At 41.5% G+C, this 18417-nt stretch carries 21 protein-coding genes, 1 tRNA gene and 1 pseudogene; 6 read left to right on the top strand and 17 right to left on the bottom strand.

What is annotated here, in order from left to right; genetic code table 11:
* Positions 1–220 precede the first annotated feature (220 nt).
* The 8 genes from ACUYLD_RS06120 to ACUYLD_RS06085 form a co-directional block, all read right to left on the bottom strand.
* A complete protein-coding gene (locus tag ACUYLD_RS06120; RefSeq protein WP_446674616.1) occupies positions 221–970 on the bottom strand; it encodes a polyketide synthase in 750 nt (249 codons plus the stop codon).
* Positions 971–1015: 45 nt separating this feature from the next.
* Entirely contained in the window at positions 1016–1777 is a 762-nt protein-coding gene (locus ACUYLD_RS06115) for an enoyl-CoA hydratase/isomerase (protein WP_061828470.1), read from the bottom strand.
* Positions 1774–3036: a hydroxymethylglutaryl-CoA synthase family protein gene (locus tag ACUYLD_RS06110; RefSeq protein WP_069289930.1), complete on the bottom strand. Its 1263-nt coding sequence runs from the start codon at positions 3034–3036 to the stop codon at positions 1774–1776. The genes ACUYLD_RS06115 and ACUYLD_RS06110 overlap by 4 nt, the downstream gene beginning before the upstream one ends.
* A 15-nt stretch (positions 3037–3051) precedes the next feature.
* Positions 3052–4290 carry a beta-ketoacyl synthase N-terminal-like domain-containing protein gene (locus tag ACUYLD_RS06105; RefSeq protein WP_446674615.1) on the bottom strand — a complete coding sequence of 413 codons (1239 nt, stop codon included), beginning with the start codon at positions 4288–4290 and terminating at the stop codon, positions 3052–3054.
* Positions 4287–4526: an acyl carrier protein gene (locus ACUYLD_RS06100; RefSeq protein ID WP_254350025.1), complete on the bottom strand. Its 240-nt coding sequence runs from the start codon at positions 4524–4526 to the stop codon at positions 4287–4289. Before ACUYLD_RS06100 ends, ACUYLD_RS06105 begins: the two co-directional genes overlap by 4 nt.
* Before the next feature lie 48 nt (positions 4527–4574).
* Entirely contained in the window at positions 4575–5324 is a 750-nt protein-coding gene (locus tag ACUYLD_RS06095; RefSeq protein ID WP_446674614.1) for a 4'-phosphopantetheinyl transferase family protein, read from the bottom strand.
* 144 nt (positions 5325–5468) lie between these two features.
* Positions 5469–5990, bottom strand: coding sequence for an antiterminator LoaP (gene loaP, locus ACUYLD_RS06090; protein WP_061828474.1), 522 nt, complete (start codon positions 5988–5990; stop codon positions 5469–5471).
* Positions 5991–6483: 493 nt separating this feature from the next.
* Positions 6484–7119 (bottom strand): MBL fold metallo-hydrolase, encoded by a 636-nt coding sequence (locus ACUYLD_RS06085; RefSeq protein WP_254329811.1) that lies wholly within the window; start codon positions 7117–7119, stop codon positions 6484–6486.
* A 797-nt stretch (positions 7120–7916) separates the two neighbouring features.
* Between ACUYLD_RS06085 and cysK the strand changes: the two genes are divergently transcribed.
* Positions 7917–8858 carry a cysteine synthase A gene (gene cysK, locus ACUYLD_RS06080; protein WP_254329812.1) on the top strand — a complete coding sequence of 314 codons (942 nt, stop codon included), beginning with the start codon at positions 7917–7919 and terminating at the stop codon, positions 8856–8858.
* Positions 8859–9317: 459 nt separating this feature from the next.
* Here cysK and ACUYLD_RS06075 read toward each other — a convergent pair.
* Positions 9318–9657, bottom strand: a pseudogene (locus ACUYLD_RS06075) (YolD-like family protein).
* Between the two features lie 146 nt (positions 9658–9803).
* On the opposite strand from ACUYLD_RS06075, the gene ACUYLD_RS06070 reads away from it, so the two are divergent.
* On the top strand, positions 9804–10403 hold the full coding sequence (locus ACUYLD_RS06070; protein ID WP_254329813.1) for a YgdI/YgdR family lipoprotein: 600 nt from the start codon (positions 9804–9806) through the stop codon (positions 10401–10403).
* A 922-nt stretch (positions 10404–11325) separates the two neighbouring features.
* Here the strand turns inward: ACUYLD_RS06070 and ACUYLD_RS06065 are convergent.
* On the bottom strand, positions 11326–12135 hold the full coding sequence (locus tag ACUYLD_RS06065; RefSeq protein ID WP_446674613.1) for a discoidin domain-containing protein: 810 nt from the start codon (positions 12133–12135) through the stop codon (positions 11326–11328).
* 546 nt (positions 12136–12681) lie between these two features.
* Positions 12682–12767, bottom strand: a tRNA-Leu gene (locus ACUYLD_RS06060).
* A gap of 248 nt (positions 12768–13015) precedes the next feature.
* On the opposite strand from ACUYLD_RS06060, the gene ACUYLD_RS06055 reads away from it, so the two are divergent.
* Both ACUYLD_RS06055 and ACUYLD_RS06050 read left to right on the top strand, forming a co-directional pair.
* Complete coding sequence (locus ACUYLD_RS06055) at positions 13016–13174, top strand: hypothetical protein (RefSeq protein ID WP_013311032.1); 159 nt, start codon at positions 13016–13018, stop codon at positions 13172–13174.
* A 130-nt stretch (positions 13175–13304) separates the two neighbouring features.
* Positions 13305–13493, top strand: a complete 189-nt coding sequence (locus ACUYLD_RS06050) for a hypothetical protein (RefSeq protein WP_023989396.1) — start codon at positions 13305–13307, stop codon at positions 13491–13493.
* A gap of 77 nt (positions 13494–13570) precedes the next feature.
* Here ACUYLD_RS06050 and ACUYLD_RS06045 read toward each other — a convergent pair whose 3' ends face one another.
* The 3 genes from ACUYLD_RS06045 to ACUYLD_RS06035 all read right to left on the bottom strand — a co-directional run bounded on the left by ACUYLD_RS06045 (position 13571) and on the right by ACUYLD_RS06035 (position 14380).
* Positions 13571–13723, bottom strand: coding sequence for a hypothetical protein (locus ACUYLD_RS06045; protein WP_165149143.1), 153 nt, complete (start codon positions 13721–13723; stop codon positions 13571–13573).
* Positions 13724–13818: 95 nt separating this feature from the next.
* Complete coding sequence (locus ACUYLD_RS06040) at positions 13819–14145, bottom strand: YnfA family protein (protein ID WP_069291997.1); 327 nt, start codon at positions 14143–14145, stop codon at positions 13819–13821.
* Positions 14146–14197: 52 nt separating this feature from the next.
* Entirely contained in the window at positions 14198–14380 is a 183-nt protein-coding gene (locus ACUYLD_RS06035; protein ID WP_013311035.1) for a hypothetical protein, read from the bottom strand.
* 353 nt (positions 14381–14733) lie between these two features.
* Here ACUYLD_RS06035 and ACUYLD_RS06030 point away from each other — a divergent pair, with 353 nt between their 5' ends.
* On the top strand, positions 14734–15012 hold the full coding sequence (locus tag ACUYLD_RS06030) for a hypothetical protein (RefSeq protein WP_446674612.1): 279 nt from the start codon (positions 14734–14736) through the stop codon (positions 15010–15012).
* A gap of 31 nt (positions 15013–15043) precedes the next feature.
* Positions 15044–16075 (top strand): glycosyl hydrolase, encoded by a 1032-nt coding sequence (locus ACUYLD_RS06025; RefSeq protein ID WP_348620070.1) that lies wholly within the window; start codon positions 15044–15046, stop codon positions 16073–16075.
* A 72-nt stretch (positions 16076–16147) separates the two neighbouring features.
* Here the strand turns inward: ACUYLD_RS06025 and ACUYLD_RS06020 are convergent, their stop codons facing one another.
* From ACUYLD_RS06020 to ACUYLD_RS06010, 3 genes are all read right to left on the bottom strand, one after another.
* Complete coding sequence (locus ACUYLD_RS06020; protein ID WP_013311038.1) at positions 16148–16363, bottom strand: hypothetical protein; 216 nt, start codon at positions 16361–16363, stop codon at positions 16148–16150.
* Positions 16364–16550: 187 nt separating this feature from the next.
* Positions 16551–17654: a glycerol dehydrogenase gene (locus ACUYLD_RS06015; protein ID WP_446674611.1), complete on the bottom strand. Its 1104-nt coding sequence runs from the start codon at positions 17652–17654 to the stop codon at positions 16551–16553.
* A 133-nt stretch (positions 17655–17787) separates the two neighbouring features.
* Positions 17788–18336, bottom strand: a complete 549-nt coding sequence (locus tag ACUYLD_RS06010; RefSeq protein ID WP_134903680.1) for a GNAT family N-acetyltransferase — start codon at positions 18334–18336, stop codon at positions 17788–17790.
* Positions 18337–18417: the final 81 nt, after the last annotated feature.

Genomic DNA, 18417 nt, shown 5'->3' with positions numbered 1-18417 from the left:
TCTCCACCAACTCCTCAAAACACAAAGTTTATATAACATGAGCTAAAGGCTTATCACCCTGTCCATTTTGAGCTATTATTCACGTTTGAAGCATTGCCGGGAGTTGCCTGCTAAAAATATCAAAGAAAAAACGAGTGATGAGGAAGGCTATATGCTTCTTTCACATTCGTTGCTGGTTCGCATGAACAACCACAAAGGCATTCAAGGAATCTCTATTTGGTTATTTTCCAAACAAGTTGATAATTCGTTCTTTAACCTCCTCTTGATGAAAGGTCTTCTCATGCATGATAAGCTCTTGTTCTACGATTTTGGGAAGCTGTTCCCGGAGTGGAGCAACCAAATGATCCTTTAGCGTGATTAAAGAAAATCTGGGTTTCTCGGCTAGCTGCCGGGCAAGATCCATTACATAGCCCATCACTTCTTTGCGGGGCAGGGTCGGAAACGGAACTCCCCGTTTCTCCAGTTCAACGCCTCGATAATTGCCCCCATTTAACAATAGTTCTTCTCCCAAGCTGAACCCTAGCTTTTTAGGAATAATATACGTGGCACCCATTCCCGGTGTGAATCCGTATCTCATAAAATTAGTCGTGTACACACTTTCCCTGCTTAGGACTACAAAATCAGCAAATAGCCCCATTACAAAGCCTCCGCCCACCGCATGTCCCTGCATGGCAGCTATCACTGGAACTTTGCAGCCCAATGCAAGAGAGTAAATATTTTCATCAGTAAACCTCGAGATTCCTTCATGTAAAGCCAACAGTCCCTCTTGCGTCCCACCCGTGGCAAAGTAATTATCGTATCCTGTTAGAATTACGACTTTGCAGGTTGAATCTTCTTGGATCGTCTTGAACGCTTGTCTTAGTCCATGGGTCATTTCAAGCGTAAATGTATTTTTATGAACTCTATCTTGCATTTTCACTTGAATAATACCTCGTTCGATTTCAAGTAATTCAACCACGGATTGTGACATTATGATCTTCTTCCCTCCTACATCCCCATCTTGTGGCGTACGTCATCAGTCCATCCAAGGAAATTGCCCCGTTTCAACGTACCGGAAAATCCCTTTAAGATTTTGAGAATCTGAAAACACCTCTTGATTGGACGCCAACGCTAGTGGTTTACATTGACGCAAATCGTTGAGTTCATCCATAAAGCGCTTGTAGCGTAAGATCCCCTTCTTGGTCAATCGTCTGAGGCGTAATAAATGTTTGCGTAGCACCATCTCGCTCTGAGCATCGTACGCATCAACCAATCCCCATACATGGGCCTGTTGAACCGAAACGGGCTGCGTCATTAGTGTTAAATAATGCGCTTTTTGGAATCCAATCCTGCGGACTAAAAATGGTAGAACGCAAGCAGGGAAAAGTCCGAATAGCAATTCTGATAAGCTGAACTGTGCCGTCTCGTCAGCTATCACAATATCGCTGGCAGCAATAAATCCGACGCCACCAGCGTTTGCTTTTCCTCGCACATGAGAAATCGTGATATAAGGCCCAGTTGCTAGTTTTAACCACAGATCATACATAGGCTCTGGACTCATTGCATGTTCTTGTCCACTTTCCACTTTTTCACGCATTCCCTCAAAATCCGCCCCAAAACAGAACACCTCTGGCAGACCCTCCAAAACTACGATCGTAACCGACTCTTCACACAGTGCCAGCACATGCAAGCACTCCTCGATGAGGGTATTATTAATCGTATTGTTTGCCTCAGGTCGGTAAAACCGAATATAACAAATCGATTCTTGAAAGCGAACCTGAATCGTTTGATAACTCATGATTCCCACCTGTATTTACGGTGGAATTCATAGATTTCTTCCAAATACAACCGCTGTCTCCCTTTCCCGGAAGCTATGACCCCCGGAATCAATTGAAAATCCAGCTTGGCGTTGCGGGTTCCAAATCGTACGGCGCCACTGCCTTTTAGCAGGGATTCATATTCGTCCATAGATAACTGATAGCGATCATTCAAATTACGCTCGATTTCAAAACGCCGCAGATGTTCCTGGCTTTGCGGCATAACAACCCCGCTATAAAATTCAGAGCAGCAGCCTGACCCGTAGGAAAAACAGCCTATTCGCTTTGGAGCATCGAATGTACCCTGATCAATCGTACCTGCCAAGGAGAGGTACAAAGTTGCCCCCATAATATTTCCGACCCGTTGGCAATACGCTAATCCAGGCTTAACACGTTGTAAATAATCTGCCTCAATCTCATTTGGTTTGGATTGAGTCAACCTTCGCATCATCGTGCGATGCGCCCCTTTTACCATTCCGCCAAAAGGAGTATGAAAGGCAAGATACTGAAAGGTATCTTTATAATCCACTCCTTTCACCCGTTTTTGATATTCCAAAAACGCTTGCTCGCAACAATCCAGATAGGACATTAAAGACAAGTCTGCATCCCCAGCCTCGCTATCTGGAATCGGCCGACAAGTATCCATCACCTCATAGCCGTAATATCCATTAGCGCCTGCATCGATTTGAAAAACATGAGGATTTTCACTAATGAGCATTGCCACGGCCCCTGCGCCTCCACTTGGCTCAGCATAAGACCAATCCTCACTCAAGACATCCCCGCCTTCAGCAGCAATAAATCGTGAAATATCACTGGCAATTACAAGCGCTTTTGCTCCTGGCGAGACCTGAGAAAGAATAAAATTCACCGCCATTTGGAGTCCTGCAGTACCGGAATAGCAGGCTTGCTTGAGCTCAAATAATCTGCAATTCCGATTCAACCCCAAGTAGTGGTGAATATATGTACTGATTGATTTCCCAAAATCAATACCTGATTCTGTACAGGTGATAAGCATTTCAATTCGGTTTTTTTCCGCTTCTGAAAGAGCGTCCACCAGCGGTTTTGCCGCATTTACTCCAAAGGTAACTGGATCTTCATAAGGCAGGGCAACCGCCTTTTCCTTCATTAATAAATTTTCGAACCTTGCAGGATCCAATTGCCTGTGTTGGGCTAATTGCATAACATCCAGATAGGCAGAGCCACCAAAAACGTTCATTGCCTCAATTCCCACGACAACCATAATCGTCCCCCTCTCTCAAATACGCGACTCACATTTTTGCATACAAATGGCAGTATTGATTCCACCAAATCCCATGCTCAGATTCATGGTATTGTGAATAATTGCTGGTACAGACTCATTCTTCACCCAATTGCAGTCCAAATGGATAGGCTCCTCCAAATTACGGGTAGGGTGAAGTCTCGACTCTTTCATTTGTAAAAGAGTAGCCACAATTTCAACCGTTCCTGCCGCGCTCAAGCCATGACCGATAATGGATTTGGTTGCATTGATATAGGCATGTGACAATTTACAATCCTGTAGTGCCTTTATTTCTATCTCGTCTCCAACGACCGAGCCTGTCCCATGGGGATTAATATAATCAATCTCTTCCGGTATTAGCTTTGCTTTCTCCAAAGCTCTTCTAATCACTCGGGCTTCGCCTTCGTAAGAGGGATTGGGATTCCGGTTTCGATCCATTCCCATATCCCATCCTGCAAGTTTGGCATAAGGTTTCTCCCGATGCCTCACGGCAGAATCGGCCCGTTCTATGACTACAACCCCGCAAGATTCCCCATAGATGAACCCGTCCCGCGACTGATCAAATGGTCGACACGCCATTGCAGGTTCATCGGCATATCGGTCGCTTCCCATCGCTCCCAAGGACCGCAATGCCTGGCATTCCATATATGAAATATCCATCAATGCCCCCATTGCAATACAAACATCAACACGATCTGCTTGAATGGCCTCAATTGCTTGAATGATTGCGACTTGTCCACTCGCGGATGCACCACCGACGGTATAAGCTAATCCCTGAATGCCGAACTGTTCGGTACATAGTCCGCACAAATCAGTATCCATAAAGGAAACCCCATAGGTCGGCGGTACAAAGCACATTTTTTCCCGATAGGCCTCATAGGTCTGAAATAGCTCCCGTTGCTGAAAATTGGAGCCTCCAACCACCAGTCCAATACGGCTAGGATCAACGTTATCCAATTGGGCATCATCCCAGGCTTCTTGAAGGGTTACCATGGCTACCTGCCCCGAAAATGATGCTGTACGTAACATTCGTTTGGATAATGCCTTCGGATAAGACAAGGTTGGCAGCTCCGCACCTATAAATGAAACTTCGCCTCTTCTGCCAGGGCGCTGCATGAAGCCAAATGCATGCTGCCCTTTGAACAACGCGGAGGCAAAAGCAGCCTTCCCCTGCCCAATCGCCGAAGTCACGCCAATCCCCGTAACGACTAACTCAGACTTTTCATAATTTTTCATAATTTCGCATAAAGTGCATCTGTCAATTCTCCTATATTTTTCACGCCAGACAATTCGACACGCGGAATATGAAGAGATAATGTTTCCATCGTCTTGTTTACAATTTCGGCCCGATCTACTGAATCTGCACCCAAATCCACCAATCTATCGCTATACTCGAACGTGTGATCTTGTAATTCAGGAAGCACTTCACGAATACAACGTTTAACAATATCGAATACTTCTTCCTTATGCATGGGTATCCTCCTAAAAGATAAATGTTTTAAAACTCAACAACCCGGTATTCAATAAGCATGACCTACAAACGGATTTCGATGAAAAATTGTATTGAATTTCTCATAAATCCGAGAAGTATTCATACTCCATTCCGTCTTCCTTGGTGCTACAATCGTGCAGATATAGTCACCTAACCGGTAAGACTGGGCAGCATATTGTGGAAAATGTGAAAATGTACTTTGGAAGTATCCATCCACCAATCTGGTCTCATTCATTTCAAGTACATGCAGCGATGTTGTAAAACCTGTGCGCAATATTTTCGACAAGGCCTCCTTCACTGTCCAAAAAACCGTCAATAAAGCTGAATACTCCCCTACTCCCCGCACGACAGAGATTCTTTCCATTTCTTCCGTCGTCAGTTGGCTTTCAATTGTCTTATTTCGCTTAGAATCAATCCTCTCAATATCAATGCCCATGGGATGAGCTTCGGGAAAAACAACAGCCGCTCCGATATAGTCGCAATGGGCAATGCTCACCTGGTAACTGTGGACACCATTGATTCGAAGCATGGGCTGGCCAAAGACACCTGTCTCCACACTTACGTTGCGCAGGTTTGGCTCGCTTAACAGCACCGAAACCGCTTGTTTCGCACTTAGCCTGCCAAGCACAAAGTTGGTTTTCCGCCGATGGAATACCAAACTCTCGAAGTAATTACACTCATCCGAATGAAAAACTTCCCGATCAAGGGGAGCGTCTGCGTTATAATCTGCATGGACAAAACTGACGGCCGCCTTCATCACGGCATCTTCCCGCTTCAATATTAGTTGTTCTGCATACGAGGCTACGCATATCCCCCCTAGTAAACTACTAACTTAGCAGTCCAAATCAAAAAAGGCCTTCAAATCCCTTAAGGGTTCTGAAAGCTTCCTCATGGAGTATGAACTCGTCATAAGTTCTCCACTTTAAACCTTACTTATAATTTCCAACGCTACCCTCACTAACCTAATATCACCCATAAATTCCAACTGAATGACCGCTTGTCGTTTATGTCTATCTATTTTCTTGACTATACTCCCCCTTCCTTTAAGTGGGCCATCTAGAATACGTATATTGTCTCCTTCAATAATTCCAGTTGATGATTCTATACAATAGCTATCATTGCATAGACTCTCTAACATTTGTTTCTCTGAATCTCTCATTGAAGCTTCAAACTTCGAGTATCTCAATAAACGAATGATATCACTAGAAGTGCAAATCATTGAATTTGTACTGGTTACGAACTGCAAGTCAGGTAAATTCGACTCAATAAATACATAGCTTGGGAACAAAGGAGCCCATTCTTTCTTTACTATTCCTGCTACTTTAAAAAGTCTCTCTTGGAGAGGTATAAAGGGTTTGTAGACTTCAGAATCCAACCACTCATTAATAAGCTGCTTGACCTGTTCTTCCCTACCCGTTCGCACAAAAAACACGTACCAGCTCACTTAACTCATCTCCTATAAAAACGTACTGCCAAATCATCTTCTATAATGTCTACTACCCATATACATAGCTTCGCCCTTTCACTTATCCTACTTGATAAGCTACAATCTCTCACGATATATCCCTCATTAATGGTTAACGTGACCCGCCAGCGATTAACCACAGACAAGTTCCTTTATTTTTCATATAATCATATAATTGGAATAATGTTTTTCCATTATAATCCTCTACTCAAACCCTGTCAATTCACAGTTGATTGGGAACGGCAAGTTCATCATTGGATTCGCAAACCTTTCTGAAAATGGCTCAATTTGAGGTCATTATTATCTTTCGAGTACAGATTTTGTGTTTCTAGCGGCTCATAAAAAAACTGATCTGGGTGTTTTATACTAGTGAACTTGAGCATCTGAGGCATACACAAGCGATAGATCGTTATGTACTATTTTTTATATTCAATATTTTTTCTCACCATTAGAACTGGGCCACAATACAGACTCATTTGAAATCGAACAGTCCCTTTTGGTTCGGACGCATTCTAAATTTAATAAAAGATTCCTTACTCGTAAATTGAAAATAAATATTTTCATCCATGAGGTGATTGAGTGTAAAACCAGGCGCTTTACCAAATGAATGAGCAGGATAAATTTGAATAGAGTCATCAATTTCTCGCTTTATTTTTTGAACGCTATTATATAATTCTACCGGATCTCCTCCATTTGGGTCACAAAAGCCACAACCTTCAATGAAAATTGTATCCCCAGTAAATAAGCGATCTGACAACAGGTAGCATACACTTCCCACGGTATGTCCGGGGGTCAAAAGACTTTTGATTTCCGTTTCACCAACCTGGATTGAATCCTTGTCTTTAATTGAATGTAAATTTCTACATCTAAAATTATAAAAATCGATTTCGTTTATTGACATGAATACTTGCGGGTTATATTTTTCCAGGAGTGGATTTACCAAATTAATATGATCCCAATGTGAGTGAGTTAATAGTATCGCTTTGAGATCGCCATTCAATTGTTGAAGATAGGATTCTACATTCAATAAATCCCATGATGGGTCAACAATAGCTATGTCTCTTGTTTTCTCATCCATTACAAAATATACATAGTTAATGAAATTCATAAAACAAACTCTTAACTGTTCCATATGATAAGTCAGATTCATATCAGCTTCACTGAACCACCTTCCCAATGATTAATTAAAAACAACAAAATTCTGTTTGAAGGATTTATACCTCTTCATTTTTGGAGATAATTTACACTCAATTATAAAGCCCCCATTTCGTGGTACCTACGATTATAACCATTGATGCAATAGAAAGGCTCCGACTCTCTGTTACAAGATCGCTTAATCTTGCCAAAAAACATGAGTTTTCAATATACTGTACTGGCATACAGTTCCAAAATCCAGCATCCTCAAGGCTTTTGTGTGTTCGTATATGTTCTCATTTGGACTGTATTCTACACAAAATACTACAGTCTGTTCCCAATAAAAAGAGCAGAAGGGATTAATTCCTTACTGCTCTTTTTGCCTTCTACTAAATACAAAATCATTATCCGCCGACCACTAGGTTAGCGGGTAGTATCTTTTGCCGTATGTGTTGTCTTACCTCATGCCACTATCGTTTATTACACTGTAATCTAATTTCTATCCTCCAACGCATCCTGGAAAAAAGCTATTATGAACCGTGATAATTATTCCGAAATTAAAAAATGATACACGGTATACATTCTTAATGACTCTCTTGGTTCTGAATAAGCTTGAACTACTTTTTTATGAGTAGTAACTTTAGGCTTAGACTGTCTCCATCCGTTCCCGCTCCGCACTATGAATTAACAGGACATGGTTATGAAGAAAAATTCGTGATAATATCTATGTCATAGTAAGTAGATATGAATTAATTGTTTGGAGGGATAATTTTGACTAAAATTCACCAAAAGTTGACAGAGTTAATTGGAAACACTCCTTTGTTAGCACTGTTGAACTACAGCCAAATCCAAAATATTGAGGCAAACGTGGTAGCAAAGTTGGAATATTTTAATCCGGCTGGTAGCGTTAAGGACCGCATTGGATATGCTATGATTAAAGACGCTGAGGAGAAGGGCTTAATCAATAAAGACTCCGTTATTATCGAGCCGACAAGTGGAAATACTGGAATCGGACTTGCATTTGCAGCTGCGTCTCTTGGATATAAACTTATAATTACACTTCCTGAAACGTTTAGTATCGAACGTCGTAAGCTTTTGACTGCGTTCGGTGCTGAGCTTGTGTTAACATCGGGATCCGAGGGGATGAGAGGCGCTATCAAGCGTGCTGAGCTCTTGGCTGCCGAAATACCAAACTCTTTCATACCACAGCAATTTAGCAATCCTGCCAATCCAGAAATTCATCGCAAAACTACAGCGGAGGAAATCTGGCAGGATACAGACGGCGGTGTAGATATTTTTATCGCGGGAGTAGGTACAGGTGGAACTATTTCGGGCGTTGGCCAAGTATTGAAGGAACGAAAACCTTCTGTAAAAGTGATAGCCGTCGAACCGTTCGATTCACCAGTGCTGTCTGGCGGTACTCCAGGTTCACATCAACTACAAGGACTCGGTGCTGGTTTCATTCCAAATAACTTTAATGAGGAATATGTGGATGAGGTTTTCAAAGTTAAAAACGAAGATGCGTTTGAAACTGCACGCCTGCTTGCCCAAACAGAAGGGCTACTTGTTGGTATTTCTTCTGGGGCTGCGGTTTATGCAGCAACACAAATTGCGAAACTTCCAGAAAACAAAGGCAAGATGATCGTGGTCATATTACCTGATACAGGTGAGCGTTATTTGTCCACTCCGCTTTTCACAGACGTAGGATTATAAAACGCCGAAGGCAGGGATCCCCCTGCCTCTTTTGTTAATTTTCCAGCCACGATAAGCAAGAACCTATAGAATTATTTCATTAACTTAAATTGATGCTTTTCTTCGCTAGCGGTCCATTTTTCGCACAACGAATGGACCGCTAGCGAAGAAAAAGTTACCTTGGCCCAGCGCGATGTCGTTGTAGCTCATCAGGCTTTTTCTGTAAAAGTGAGCTTCTCCGTAATAGTCTTGTACCACTCTGTAAGCCTCTTTCTTTAACTTGATGCGGGTGTAACGCATCATCATCAGGAAGTCTTCGATTACGATATGAGGATCTGCTTTTTTAGTTAATCAGCTAAAACACTAGCGTCAAATGCTCCTAGAAAGACTTCGACTTGAAATGTCGTAGGTAAGGCGGTTGAAAATATTTCTTGTTTGTTGGATAACGTCAGTAGAATATTTACTCCCCTTAGATTTTTGCTAGATACTTGCTGAAATAATATCCTCCAACTTAATCCAGCTAAAATCATCCTCATCACGAAACAGTTTTACCTCCCTGCGAGCAGTATTTATAGACATGATTACACCTGTGAGTTCTTCGTCATCGAACGGGCTAAAAACCACTATCGATATAGGTTGACGTGTGTTGTAAGAGACTATGAGCGCCTGCTCAATTAGCTGCACTTCTTGATCATCCAGTCCATCCATGCTTATCACGCCGTCGGTGATCCTTCATAAGCTTCAGGCATGCTTCCTTATGTTCAGGGATGATTATCCGACTTCTTTCCCATAATCCACTGCCCTCAAGTTTCTTTCCCATGTATACAGCCTATGTGTTATGTAGAAATCATATTCCGAACATACGTTCTAGAAAGGCTTTTTGTATGCCGAATCCAAAACTTTTGTCCTAGAAAAATATTCCTAGGTCTGATAGACTATACGAAAATACAAAATCAGGGGGATAATATGAAAATTGTAACAGGTATATTGGTGGCTGCCGCGTTTCTAACGCTTGCAGCTTGCTCGCCTAAACAAACTGCCACAACAAATGACACTAAACCAGCTACTACGCCAACGAATACTGCCGCACCAGCAGCACCAGTGGAACAAAAGCAAGAAGATACGGTTACACCTATTAAAAAGGGCGAGACAGTTACAATACAAGATTTCGCTGATATAACAGTAACGGGAAATAAGATTTCCAAAAAAATCGAACCCTCTAAACCGGGAGACTTCCACACACTATACGAATCCAAAGAAACAGACTCCACCTTCTTTGCTCTAATCATTAAAGCCAAAAATCTTGGGGCAGAAGGTATTAAAGCGGATAAAATAGCGGAAGTAAACCTAAAATTTGATAACAAATATGATTATGATACATTCAGTACTATTGAGGAACGTGGTGGTGAAGACTTTACTTACACCAACATAACTAGCGTAGACCCACTTAAAACGGGAACACTGTACTATCTTTCAGAGATCCCCAATGAGGTGGCTAAAAGTGATAAGCCATTAAAAGCAGAGATAAAGATTCAGGATAAAGTTTACGAATATACGATCAGATAAAAAACAACCCCGGAGCAATCCGGGGGTTTAATATTCTGTGAAATACTTATTCGCATTGCTCATAGGTCTACTCTGTCCGCACTCCAGTCCTCTATTATGACAATATCTCGCAATTAGACTTATCAGCCCATAAAATTTAGTTATCCTTCTTTGACAGCAATCCAGCTCGTATGTCTGCTGTAAAGGAAATGACGGAAAATACCGATACATACATTACAGATGAAAAAGCAAATACCGTAGCCGATGCGGATTTATTGGAGATTATATATGATCGTTACATCAGACATTTTTTGGAATTTACTTACTTGGATTTTTTCGCTTCTAATTGTTTATCCTTTCAAGGTATTAGTGCGATGGTTGGTAGGATTTTTAAAATTAAGAAATTCCAATACTTCTTTTATTACTTTTATTGTACTTACTTTGTCGTATCTTATATTTACTACACTTAATTCACAAACAATAGTAGATATAATTAAAAGAGTTTTATTTACTACTCCTATTTTCGTAGTATATTTAGTAATTGATCTTCAAAAAAGTAATGAACATAGTAAATTTATAAAGTTTGTTTATCATCCTGCAGTACAAATAATTGTTTCCGTCCTTATGTTTATTGCTGTTCTAGCTTTCTACTCTCAACAATTACATGACATTTTCTATATAAAGTCATTGTTGATTGCTACAGTTTATATGTTTGTCATTCTTAGACGGAGAACTAAGAAAACAAGAAAAGTTAAAAATAACGAAAATAAGGGGACTTCATCATCTGTGTAAACAGATATGATAACATATGAATAGAGTAAAGCATTAATTAAAGTGATTCGAAACAAAGTTTTAATACAGCAGTTATACCATGGTATCGGGCTAAGAAGAGATAAAAATGTAAATCCCCACTGACCAATTAAAGGTTAGCGGGGATTTGCTTTTATTTAGAGTATTCACTTACTTCAAACGTTAGAATACGATCATACAGCATGTAGTCTTTACGGCTACTGAATGGGCCTTTATTATTGTCATGTTTATTGATTACATAGGATGCTGATCCAGAACCAGCCTGTTTGCCTTCGTACCATGCAATAAAGTCATTGACCTCTTTCATACTCAAATCGAATTCTTTCTCCAAGCCTGTTGTCATGGTGACTACTAGAATAGCATGATCCCCGCTTGAAGTTTGGTCCGGGTCCTCTGTTCCTGGATTAGGAGTAGAGCTCGATACTTTAGACATCATCTCTAGTTCACCAATAGCTAAAATCTGATTTCCATTGTTGGCTGTTATATTGATTCTATAATCCTTGTATGAATTAGAATTAGAGAAAGTGAATTTTTTGGGAGTGCTATCTAGCCATTCAGTGATATTTGACTGAGTGTCTAGAATGTTCCAAGTAACCCCATCATTGGAGCCTTCTAAAGTCCAATCTTTAGGGGCTCGGTCACTTGCCGTTGTTTGTGGATATATAACATACTGACCTATAACCACAGGAGTAGGAAAGTCATATCTTAACCATGCTGCATTTACATTTGAGCCCCAAGCGCTAGAAATAGTAGCAAAATCTCCGTCGAAAGCTCTATTTGCGGATGAAAATTCATTACTTGCGCTTGCCACACCAGATGGAAAGGTGTTAGATGTCATATTTGGAATTAAATTTTCTGAATACTCTGCCTCGGCTGCAAAAGCATTCGATAAGGGAAGGGATAAAAGAACTAAAAATAAAATCGTTATACATGCTTTCTTCATTAAGGTAATCCTCCAATATGTTTAATAGACTAAGAATAATTTAATTGAGGAACTGTGTCTAAACATAAACTTGCTGATCTATAAATATAATCTATATATTTGCATATTTATTTTTTATTGGATATAAAAAAAGACTCATACCAGCTATTATACTGGTTGAGTCTTCGCTTTTATTTCACGATAAATCTTACTTTTGTTCAATCAGCATACTTATCTAGTATCACTCGGAGTTATGTATCGGATATCGACACCTACACCGCCTTCAGCCCACATTGCCATTGGCTAGGGAGCATCCTATCAAGGAGATTCAACATCGATTGCGACATTCCACATCTCAAGTGACTTCAGACACCTATGCTCACGTCACCAAGAAGCTTAGTCGTAAAACGACAGCACACCTCGATGTCTTCGATCCAAAAGCTCGTCCCCAATCCGTCCCCAAGAGCGAAAAAGGCACTCGCTCCCTGTGATATGGAAGTCATGATTTCAATCAGTAAAAAATAAAGAATCCCTTGATAATCAAGGGATTCAAGAGAAAAACCATAGTGCCGAGGACCGGGATCGAACCGGTACGGTAGTCACCTACCGCAGGATTTTAAGTCCTGTGCGTCTGCCAATTCCGCCACCCCGGCATAAATTTAGGAACGCTAATCTTTACACTTACTTGTCTTACAAGTATCTGAGAAACATGCATCTGATTAAGAAGTGTTCTCGTTATGTAAATGTCGTTCAATTGGGCACCAACATATAATACGATAATTTTATCGAATTGTAAAGTGTTTTTTAAAAAAAATAATAAAATTCTCTGTTTTGTATAACTTGTGCACATTTGAATCACACTAATAAACGTCTTTCCAAACTACCAGAAGGGGTGTTACGAATGCGTGAAGGTATGATTCCAGCTGTTCTTGGAACGGTAGTATCGGCTTCAGGCGCTGTGTTGCTGAGCAGTAAGTACAAACTTGCAGCTACAGGCATTCTCGGTTTCGGACTGGCTCATGTTGTTCTGGGAGCGATTGATCTGATTGAGCATCGCTAGTTGTTTGGGAAGTGCCGGGTGGGATTTAGTCCCTCCCGGTTTTATTTTTATCAACGTTTAGTCTGGAGCACAAGCGTTTATGTAAAGTATAGAAGCTGAATGTACCTAATAAAAGGAGCTGTGATGTGCTATGAGAGATAATAACTCTGAAAAAAATCGTACTGACGATCAAATCGAACATAAACAATCCCTCGACAAGCGCGAGCCAGGATTTAATCGCATTCCTGACACCGATGCAGATACACCTGCTGCTACCGATATGATTGATGAAGCCATAGGTCGCGGGATAGACAAGTTACGTAACGATTTCACAAAATAAAGCATGGGTAATAGGACACGGGTTTGTGAGCAGCCCTTAATTTTATTTGTTTTGATATGTACAGTGATTTCGTAAAATCACTTAAAGATCAGCATAATCCAGCCAATGATCGAGATCCACAGCACGATGCTGATTAAAAGTCCACACATGATACCAAAAGAGAAATTACCTTCATTCTTCGGCATAGTACTGCCAAATTTCAATCTAAGCTTCATTTGATTCCAGTTCATAGAACCCCCTCCTTAAGTTCTATTTCGGAATATGAAGCTTATTTTTTTAGACCTATAGTCATGTTTTCGAAAATAAAAAAGGGTTTTTCGTCCTATCACCCTGATCGCGGAAACAGGATTACAGTTATACCGACCAAACAAATCAATCCACCAATGAAATCGTACAAGTCGGGTGTCTTTTTATCAATCCACCAGCCCCATACGATGGAAAGAACAATAAAGACACCTCCGTATGCTGCATACACACGCCCAAAGGAGGAAAAAACCTGAAAGGTAGCGATGATTCCATACACAGCCAAAATTACTCCGCCGCAAAGTCCGACATACCATGTCTTCCCTTCACGCAGCCACTGCCAAATCAAATATCCTCCTCCAATTTCAGCGATGCCAGCCAATATAAAAAGTAAAGCTGCCTTTAACACCATTTCACATCCCTAATTCTTCAAATTCTTTTCGTTTTTTTGGATATTTCAATTAGAGCACTCGAGCTAAAATGATAATCAATGCAATCACACCAACCAGAATCAGCAGGTTGCTGACCTGACGCCATAAGCTAGGCACTCCCTCGGAGTGGAGCTTCCGCTGATTGGCATCAAAGTTCGCTTTTGCTCCTTCAGCATCTGCCGATCTAGAGAATGGTCTGTTTTCTTCATTCATAAGAGTACCTCCTTTTCAATCCACTTTAATCATACCAAACTTTTCCGTCGATTTCGCGGTGCTTTTATGTATATACTTACCACATATTTCTGATTGCATCTTCATATATATGAAGTGCATATCCATATGTCAATATTTCGCTGAATATAAAGTATGATGTCGAATCAAGGTAGAGTGGGTATTTAGACGTCTTTCATTGCAGGACGGTAGTTATGGTATAATTTAGTCAACTTGTTCAAGATCGTAACCAGCGCTCAATTGTTTACTGCAATTGTAATTAAATTCACATCTAAGAATCCACATCCCGGTTACAACCTGCATATTCTGTTTGTAAACCCAGGAGGAGGATACCGATGTCCCCAATCTTTATAGCAAGTTTAATGATGATGGGCATATTTTTATTTCAGGCAGCCATCGTTTTCGGCATCATACATTGGATTTCGAAACGCACTCAACGTCCAGCACAAACCAAAATGTATCTCACAATGAGTTTGCTCGTTGTAATTTTAGGCTTCCTTGTATGGGACAACTGGACACACTCACAGGAATTCAATGGATGGGCCATGATTAGTCTGCTGGTGATTATTATTATTGCCTATATACAGCTTAGAAAGCAAAAAGAAAAATACTAATCCCATTACCATGCATCAAAGGAGGAGCGCCATGAAATCTCACTCAACACGCTTTTGGTTACAGAGGGTGCTACTGCTAATGCTTGTTTTACTCTTCAGCGGCTCTCAGCAATCTTTCATTGTTGCCGATGCCGCTCCGCCAATTAATGTTCAAGCCTCTGCCAAAGCGAAGCAATTACTTGCCTACCTATCTAATGTACCGGATGATATGCTAATTTCCGGGCAGCATGATTACTTAGAGGCACCGGATGAACAAAATAACAAGCTACAACAAATCAGCGGACAATACGCAGGACTTCACGGCTATGAGTTTGGAGGATTAGCTAATCAGTCCCGTACGGCCCTACAAGAGCAACGTCAGCATGTTGTGAATAGTGCTATCCAATGGAGTCAGGACGGCGGAATCGTAGCTATTACCTTCCATCAGGCGCTACCGGGCACACCCAAAACGTGGAAAAATGTACAAGCAAAAATAACTCAAGCTGAATTTAATCGTTACATCACGCCGGGTACCCCGCAATATAAACAACTGATCGCCGATCTGGATGAGGTGGCTCTGTCCCTTAAGACTTTACGAGACGCGGATGTACCTGTTTTATGGAGACCCTATCATGAGATGAACGGCAACTGGTTTTGGTGGGGGAACAAGCAAAATTACGCTAAGTTGTGGAATCTAATGTATGATCGGTTCACTCATGTCCATCATCTGGATAACCTGTTGTGGGTGTGGAGTCCCAATGCTCCAAACGCATATAGCACTCCCTATAATCTGTCCTTCCCAGGTATTAACCGGGTAGATATTCTTGCAGCTGATATCTATAATAACGATTATAAATCCTCCTACTACACTGAATTGCTAAAGCTTGCGCAGGGCAAGCCTATGGGTATCGGAGAAAGTGATATTCTGCCGAGTGCGAAGGTGCTGCAAAACCAGCCAGCCTGGGCCTATGCCATGACATGGGGAAAGGAACTGTCTGCAACCAATTCACAAGCAGCAATCAGACATTTTATGAACCAAAATAATATCATCACACGAGACCTTCTTCATGAGTCCCTCCGCTGAAAGAAAAAAGCTTCCACTTCGCTCTAAGAGCAAAGTGGAAGCTTTTTTTATACTAAATCCAAATAAAGCTCTCTAACTATTTCTGATAACCTCTTCTAGATCAATATCGGCATACGCCTCTTCACCAAGATGTACGGATACAATGGTGTAGATCCGCTTGGACAGTCTAGACATCAGCCGATCACCTGGTGCTACAGAATATTCTTCCCGATAATCTCCAATTTTGTGAAAACCGCTGGACATATGGATGTACAAGTTACCCCTACGTGTTTTACCATGCACCAACATCAAATCTCCTCCTGCTGTGTAACCAACCTAATTTCCCTGTTACATGTATATCGGTCAGAACAAGATAGGATATAAGTCCCTGGTACCCTACTTTCGTTTCACAAGTTAGTGCACGTAAACGAAACGGGTCTGCCAGTGATGTGACAGACCCGTTTTTGTAAACCCATTTTCGTGATTTAGGAAGAAACTATTCTTGATAGGATTCTGCTATTGCATTCGCTGCAATGATTGCATTGTACACGTCAGCAGGACTAACCGGGAACGGCATGTTGACCATTGTATCATTCGATGCACAAGCAGCTTCAGCCACTTGGCGCCATTCAGCCTCAACAAATTCCTCTACACCCAAGTCACGAAGCGTCAACGGAAGGCCTACATCCTTCACCAGTTTAATCACGGTTTCCAGTTCCTCTTTCGGTGCATTTTCCAGCACTAGCTGGGTTAACAAGCCGAATGTAACTTTCTCACCATGCTGTGCTTTATGGAGCGAAGGAACAGCCGTCATGCCATTATGAATGGCATGTGCTGCTGCCAATCCACCTGATTCTGCACCAACACCGCTCAGATAAATAGTAGCTTCAATCGTATCCTCAACCGCACGAGTATATACTTTACGATCCACAGCACGTTTGGCCTTCACAGCATTTTCCAGCAACGTATCATAACAAAGACGAGCAAGTCCCAGCCCTGTAGTGGAAGGCTTGTTCAGAACCAGGTTATCTCCATTGGCCTGATAGCAGGCACGAGCTTCAAAATAAGTGGCCAGTGCATCACCGATTCCAGCTGCAAAGAAACGTGCAGGCGCTGCTGCCAGGATGCCTGTATCCGCCAGTACAACGTCTGGATTAGTAGGCAGGAACAGATATTCATCAAAAGAGCCATCTTTTTTGTATATAACCGCAAGCGCGGTACAAGGAGCATCTGTAGAAGCAATCGTTGGGAAAATAACAACAGGCAGCTTTTCATAATAAGCCGTTGCCTTGGCGGTATCCAATGTTTTTCCCCCGCCAATCCCTATGATAATGTTCGAACCATGTTTACGCACCAATTCGCGGTTACGATCAATCTCTTCTTTTGTACATTCATATTGAAATTTCTCGAAGACCACCTGGTTACCAGCTGCTTTAATCGAAGCACCTGCCTCCTTTTGGGCCCTTTCAAGTATGAACTCATCACAAATGACAAAGGCTTTATCGCCATAATCCTTAATATAGTCATTTAACGACGAGAGTAGATTTTGTCCAGAAATAAATTTCTTGGGTGAAGTAACGGACCTTACGACGTTTGCCATGTAAATTCCTCCTCAGCTTTGACTCATACTCAAATTAATAATGATTTGGGCATGTGACCCTTTAACTATAAACCTCTTTTCACATTATTAAAAGGCTTATTATGGAATATTTTATGAACAAATTGTGTATCTATTATATTTGAACAGTCGAGCTCCATTCAGAATACAGGATACCCATCATGATACGATCATAACTGTTACCATCACGAAGAACAGCGGAACGAACTCTACCCTCAAGCTGGAACCCCGCCTTCTCATAAGTTCGGATCGCTTGTGTATTGTACTCAATCACATCCAAGCCGACCCGATTCAAATTGAGCTCATAAAACGCATAACGAAGAATCAGCCGTACCGCTTCTGCCCCAAAGCCCTTGCCGCGGTAGTCCGTATTACCTATACCTATTGCCAGCTGTCCGCTGCGATTATTCCACTCAATCCCGTGGATAGCGACAAATCCGATCAAGACATCATCTGCCAATGTTCTTAATCGAAAATAGACCTCGTTAGAGCGGGGAGATCCTTCTGACTCCATCTGTTTCAACGTGTAGGGGAGCGCCAAATCCGTATCTACATTTCGCAGATACTTCGCATCCTCACCCCATTTGAACATCACTTCGGCATCTTCTTCCCTGACTGCGGCCAATTTTATTCGTTCCCCATAAAATAAATTTTCGATCTTAATGACTCTTCAGCTCCTATAATGAATTGTGTGCCATGTTTTCCGTCATAATTGTCATGCTATCCGATGTCCGCACTATAAGCT

It is taken from the genome of Paenibacillus sp. SER-28, from assembly GCF_052906305.1.
This window is presented reverse-complemented; position numbering and strand designations above follow the sequence as displayed.

What these genes read in the sequence shown, in the direction of transcription:
- ACUYLD_RS06050 (WP_023989396.1), top strand. Translation starts at nt 13,305, where the DNA reads ATGAGAGATAATAACTCTGAAAAAAATCGTACTGACGATCAAATCGAA.
- ACUYLD_RS06055 (WP_013311032.1), top strand. Translation starts at nt 13,016, where the DNA reads ATGCGTGAAGGTATGATTCCAGCTGTTCTTGGAACGGTAGTATCGGCT.
- ACUYLD_RS06100 (WP_254350025.1), bottom strand. Translation starts at nt 4,526, where the DNA reads ATGCATAAGGAAGAAGTATTCGATATTGTTAAACGTTGTATTCGTGAA.
- ACUYLD_RS06085 (WP_254329811.1), bottom strand. Translation starts at nt 7,119, where the DNA reads ATGAATTTCATTAACTATGTATATTTTGTAATGGATGAGAAAACAAGA.
- ACUYLD_RS06110 (WP_069289930.1), bottom strand. Translation starts at nt 3,036, where the DNA reads ATGGTTGTCGTGGGAATTGAGGCAATGAACGTTTTTGGTGGCTCTGCC.
- ACUYLD_RS06020 (WP_013311038.1), bottom strand. Translation starts at nt 16,363, where the DNA reads ATGTTGGTGCATGGTAAAACACGTAGGGGTAACTTGTACATCCATATG.
- ACUYLD_RS06025 (WP_348620070.1), top strand. Translation starts at nt 15,044, where the DNA reads ATGAAATCTCACTCAACACGCTTTTGGTTACAGAGGGTGCTACTGCTA.
- ACUYLD_RS06115 (WP_061828470.1), bottom strand. Translation starts at nt 1,777, where the DNA reads ATGAGTTATCAAACGATTCAGGTTCGCTTTCAAGAATCGATTTGTTAT.
- ACUYLD_RS06105 (WP_446674615.1), bottom strand. Translation starts at nt 4,290, where the DNA reads ATGAAAAATTATGAAAAGTCTGAGTTAGTCGTTACGGGGATTGGCGTG.
- ACUYLD_RS06030 (WP_446674612.1), top strand. Translation starts at nt 14,734, where the DNA reads ATGTCCCCAATCTTTATAGCAAGTTTAATGATGATGGGCATATTTTTA.
- ACUYLD_RS06120 (WP_446674616.1), bottom strand. Translation starts at nt 970, where the DNA reads ATGTCACAATCCGTGGTTGAATTACTTGAAATCGAACGAGGTATTATT.
- ACUYLD_RS06015 (WP_446674611.1), bottom strand. Translation starts at nt 17,654, where the DNA reads ATGGCAAACGTCGTAAGGTCCGTTACTTCACCCAAGAAATTTATTTCT.
- ACUYLD_RS06035 (WP_013311035.1), bottom strand. Translation starts at nt 14,380, where the DNA reads ATGAATGAAGAAAACAGACCATTCTCTAGATCGGCAGATGCTGAAGGA.
- ACUYLD_RS06070 (WP_254329813.1), top strand. Translation starts at nt 9,804, where the DNA reads ATGAAAATTGTAACAGGTATATTGGTGGCTGCCGCGTTTCTAACGCTT.
- ACUYLD_RS06065 (WP_446674613.1), bottom strand. Translation starts at nt 12,135, where the DNA reads ATGAAGAAAGCATGTATAACGATTTTATTTTTAGTTCTTTTATCCCTT.
- ACUYLD_RS06045 (WP_165149143.1), bottom strand. Translation starts at nt 13,723, where the DNA reads ATGAACTGGAATCAAATGAAGCTTAGATTGAAATTTGGCAGTACTATG.